The 4197-nt window shown below is 50.4% G+C and carries 4 protein-coding genes and 4 pseudogenes; 2 read left to right on the plus strand and 6 right to left on the minus strand.

The window, feature by feature from the left end:
• A pseudogene (locus BFF42_RS11805) lies at nucleotides 1–291 on the plus strand (IS91 family transposase); the annotation flags it as partial.
• A gap of 172 nt (nucleotides 292–463) precedes the next feature.
• Here BFF42_RS11805 and BFF42_RS11810 read toward each other — a convergent pair.
• The 4 genes and pseudogenes from BFF42_RS11810 to BFF42_RS11825 all read right to left on the minus strand — a co-directional run.
• A pseudogene (locus BFF42_RS11810) lies at nucleotides 464–559 on the minus strand (type II toxin-antitoxin system RelE/ParE family toxin); the annotation flags it as partial.
• Nucleotides 559–642: pseudogene (locus BFF42_RS11815) on the minus strand (CopG family transcriptional regulator); the annotation flags it as partial. The pseudogenes BFF42_RS11815 and BFF42_RS11810, both read right to left, overlap by 1 nt.
• A gap of 29 nt (nucleotides 643–671) precedes the next feature.
• Nucleotides 672–1001: pseudogene (locus BFF42_RS11820) on the minus strand (Tn3 family transposase); the annotation flags it as partial.
• Between the two features lie 146 nt (nucleotides 1002–1147).
• Nucleotides 1148–1420: a transposase gene (locus BFF42_RS11825; RefSeq protein ID WP_069101170.1), complete on the minus strand. Its 273-nt coding sequence runs from the start codon at nucleotides 1418–1420 to the stop codon at nucleotides 1148–1150.
• A 29-nt stretch (nucleotides 1421–1449) separates the two neighbouring features.
• Between BFF42_RS11825 and BFF42_RS11830 the strand changes: the two genes are divergently transcribed.
• Entirely contained in the window at nucleotides 1450–2637 is a 1188-nt protein-coding gene (locus tag BFF42_RS11830; protein WP_039059939.1) for an IS91 family transposase, read from the plus strand.
• Nucleotides 2638–3174: 537 nt separating this feature from the next.
• Here the strand turns inward: BFF42_RS11830 and BFF42_RS11840 are convergent.
• Both BFF42_RS11840 and BFF42_RS11845 read right to left on the minus strand, forming a co-directional pair.
• Nucleotides 3175–3462 carry a helix-turn-helix domain-containing protein gene (locus tag BFF42_RS11840; RefSeq protein WP_000865087.1) on the minus strand — a complete coding sequence of 96 codons (288 nt, stop codon included), beginning with the start codon at nucleotides 3460–3462 and terminating at the stop codon, nucleotides 3175–3177.
• Nucleotides 3462–3773 carry a type II toxin-antitoxin system RelE/ParE family toxin gene (locus BFF42_RS11845; protein ID WP_000483533.1) on the minus strand — a complete coding sequence of 104 codons (312 nt, stop codon included), beginning with the start codon at nucleotides 3771–3773 and terminating at the stop codon, nucleotides 3462–3464. The genes BFF42_RS11840 and BFF42_RS11845 overlap by 1 nt, the downstream gene beginning before the upstream one ends.
• Between the last annotated feature and the right edge of the window lie 424 nt (nucleotides 3774–4197).

A 4197-nucleotide genomic window follows, 5' to 3' on the forward strand; every position in this document is an offset into this window, starting at 1 on the left:
CACATCCCGGAGAAGTTTTTTAAGATGGTGAGGTACTTCGGGTTCCTTGCCAACCGGGTGTGTGGAGAGAAGCTGCCGCAGGTGTACCGTGCTCTGGGGATGGATAAACAGGAACCAGTGGCGAAAGTGTGCTATGCACAAATGGTGAAACAGTTCCTGAGTCGTGACTCGTTCGAATGCGTGCTGTGTGGCGGCCGGATGGTATACCGCCGGGCCATCGCGGGACTGAATGTGGAGGGGCTGAAGAAAAACGCGCGGGATATCAGTCTGCTGAGGTATATGCCGGCCTGACACAGGCTAAGTGTGCCCGGGAATCGGTGCAAGTATAAAAAACAGCCTGTTGCGGTATAAGAATCGACCATGCAGAGAGAGAAAACACCGGAGTGGAGGGAAAAGCAGAAAAGCTCACGTGGCATAAGGCGCGGACAGCGGTATCGTCTGGTTTTTCAATTTCCTATACGTGTACCATTCTGGCGGCAGCAGGTTTACTGGCCAGCACCAGAAAATCATATAACCGCGCCAAATCAGAAAGCGCCTTACTGGTCCACTTCTGTTCCATCAGCGTGGCACCGGTAACGGATTGTCAGTACTGAGGCTGTCCGCCCAGGCCTGTACAGCCTGATGGTCGATAATCTGTCCGGATGGACCAGCGGGAGCATTTGAACAGAAACTTACGGTTTTGCTCTTTCGGTAGGCTCAGTACCGTAAGGTTCTCCATCAACAAAATAAGTACCATTAGGTAATACGTGTTTATAGGGCAGTAATGATATATGGGCTAATACGTCATCATCAATAACCTCACCATTTTCACGTAACCCTTCAACAATATTGCTTATTCTTGATGTGTTCCAGTACAGGATTGCATTCGATACCAGACTCAGGGCGCTGGCCTTATTCATGATTTCTTCGTAATCACCGGTCGTGAATTCACCCTGATTTGCAAAAAAGATCCATCGGGGTAATTTATGTCGATACTCGCCTTTATTGAGCTGAAGCTCGAGTAGGCAGCCTGACGGCTGCGGCTTGTCATGGTCTGCAATTACCGTTATAAAAACAGGCAATGTCATTGTCTTTCAGGTGGTTATATGGCCCGTTCAGCTAAACCCCGTAAACGTAAACCCGCCTTTCAAAGAAGCAAACTTCCCCGCTATGTCTGAAGCTTCACGAAGATGATTTTTTTGACGAAGAAGACGCAGAAGTTCTGCGCTTTGATAGTTTTGACGATGCCGTTGAATGCTGCGCAGACCTGAATATTCCGTTCTTTGTGGATGCGGGAAACAAAAAGCTGGTCTTCTGGTTTGTACGTGTTGATGACGAAGGGTATCCGGAAATCGCCCGCTGCACGGAGCGGGAATTTGCGACCATTCTTTCCGGTATCAGCGCCGGCGGTATGTACTGCCCGGAGTGTGGCACGGTTCACTGGCCGGACGGAGTCGCCCCGCCCTTCTGATGCTTCCCCGTTTTGCCGATATCTTTCAGCAGGGAAACCGCTGGCTTAACTGGCTGGAGAAGCAGCCGGAAGGGGCAGTACGTCCGGTGGTGATTGAGTCGGTGACCAAAATCATGGCGTGCGGGACCACACTGATGGGGTATACACAGTGGTGCTGTTCATCACCGGACTGTTGCCATACAAAAAAGGTCTGCTTCCGGTGTAAAAGCCGCTCCTGCCCGCACTGCGGGGTGAAGGCTGGCGCACAGTGGATACAGTATCTGCTGAGCCTGGTCCCCGACTGCCCATGGCAGCATATTGTGTTCACGTTACCCTGCCAGTACTGGTCCCTGGTGTTCCACAACCGGTGGTTGCTGGCAGAGATGAGCTGCATTGCAGCGGATGTGATACTGGAAATCTGCCATCAGGCAGATGTGGAGCCGAGGATATTCACGGTGATCCACACATGGGGGCGTGACCAGCAGTGGCATCCGCATATCCATTTATCGACAACTGCCGGTGGTGTGACGTCGGGCCACACCTGGAAAAATCTTCATTTTTACGCCCGTAAGGTGATGAGCATGTGGCGCTACCGGATAACACGGTTACTGTCACGGAAATACCCTGACCTGGTGATGCCGGATGCGCTGGCAGCAGAAGGAAGCAGTAAACGGGAATGGAATCGCTTCCTGGACACGCATTACCGCCGTGGCTGGAATGTCAACGTATCCCGGGTGATGGATAATGCCACCCATGTGGCGGTGTACTTTGGCTCTTACCTGAAAAAGCCACCGGTGCCGGTGAGTCGTCTGGAGCATTATGCCGGTCAGGATGAAATCGGACTGCGTTACAACAGTCACCGAACAAAACGGGAAGAATACCTGTTGATGAGTGGAGATGAGTTCATGGAAAGGTTCTCCTGGCATGTGGCGGATAAGGGGTTCCGTATGGTGAGGTACTACGGTTTTCTGAGTCCGGCGAAACGGCGGTTACTGGAAGAAGTGGTGTACATCATAACGGAGACAGTGAGAAAAACGGCGATGCAAATCACCTGGAGAGGGATGTATCAGAGGTTACTGAAGGTTGACCCGCTGAAGTGCGTGCTGTGCGGGAGTCAGATGCGTTTTACGGGGCTGAAGCGGGGCTACCGTCTGGCAGAGCAGGTCCTGATGCATGAGCCGCTGGCCCGGATGCGGTGGTGCGGCTGAGAGCCGCAGAGGGTAAGTAGCGTCCATTTTGAGGGAAACGGAGCAAAAAACCGCCATTCATACCCTGAATCAATCAGAGCCATCCAGTTTAATCGTCGGTTCCGTTCATATGAGCAAAAGTGGTGTTGAAGAAACATCCGTTTTGTGGTGTTTTTTTAATCTTTTTGGGGTTTTAATTCCTATCGATGAACGGAAGACGTTCAGCATAATCCCCCGGAACAGCGTTTCCTCATTCAGCGGGGCAAGGATAAAGGGGTCCGCTTGGAATTCGGAAATTTTCCCACGCTAAGAGAATTGAGCTAACGAGTGGTTACGTCCAGGCCAGCTAACTCACTGAACGTAAAGGCTGTACGAAATGTTCTGACCGTCCGATAACCGTCTGGCTTACTTCCGTACATTCCCTTGCGTGGATGTACAGAATTGTACGATTTAGGACACCAAAACCGCTGTTATCCCGCCATCTTGGCGATTCCTGAAAGTCATTTATCTAAAAAATAGTCTTAACGTGGTTTATTTTCCGAATTCCAAGCGGACCCCTCAATAGACAGCGTGAATATCGATGGTTGCGCCACAGGCATGAGCATATTTTGTCAAAGTTTTCATGCTGGCCCCTAAAGGGTTACTTTCCAGGCGACTGATGGCTGACGGGCGTAACCCCATTCGTTCGGCCAGTGCTGACTTTGTTAATCCCGCTTTTTCTCTCATTTCGTATAACATTTCCACCATCTCCAGTTCTTTGTCAGCATCCTCATACCCTTTGACAGCTTCTGGAGTACTGAGTAGTTTTTGCTTTACCTGGCTGAATGGAACACCTTTTACTTTCATCAGTTCATCTCCTTCAGACGCATCCTGGCAATTTCAATAGCTTTCGTTGGTGTCTTTTGCGTTTTTTTCACAAATGCATGCAGCAGATAGATTTCGTTACCCGTTGCATAAGCGTACAGTGTCCTTGCGATATTTTTATCCCCGACTCTCAGTTCAAAAAGCCCTCCGCCAATTACACGGCTGTGAGGCATTTTCATTTTGTTACCTTCCTGTTCCAGCCGTTCAATCAGTCTGGTCATACGACCACGCAGATTGTCTGGTAATTCTAGAAGTTCATCCAGTGCGGCCGGGTGAGTAATCACATTAAACATATTATAGCCTCCAGAATGACAAAATACACTAAAACAGGAAAATTGCGCAAACAGTAAATTTCATCAATAAATGAAAATACACTCTGAGTTCGGAGGGGGGCAACTGGAGAAGAGGGATTTTTTGATGCCACGTTAGCGGCATGGAAGGCGGCACTCCGTTGTTGCATATGGCACAGGAGTAAAACCGCCGAAGCCCGGCGTAAGCCGGTACTGATTGACAGATTTCACCTTACCCCCGTTACTTTATTCGTACCCCTTATAATGGGGTGTTAGCCAGCCAGACCCGGCATGATTACTGCCCCCAGTCGTCCATGATCCGGGGGGGGATGTCACCGGGTCTGGTGGGGCGCTGGTAACCGCTAATAGGGGTCAGGTCAGGCACTTTTGCCGGGACCGTCTGTAACGTGGATGCCGGTACCTGCTC

Source organism: Shigella sp. FC1661, from assembly GCF_001712525.1.
Taxonomy (GTDB): Bacteria; Pseudomonadota; Gammaproteobacteria; order Enterobacterales; family Enterobacteriaceae; genus Escherichia; species Escherichia coli.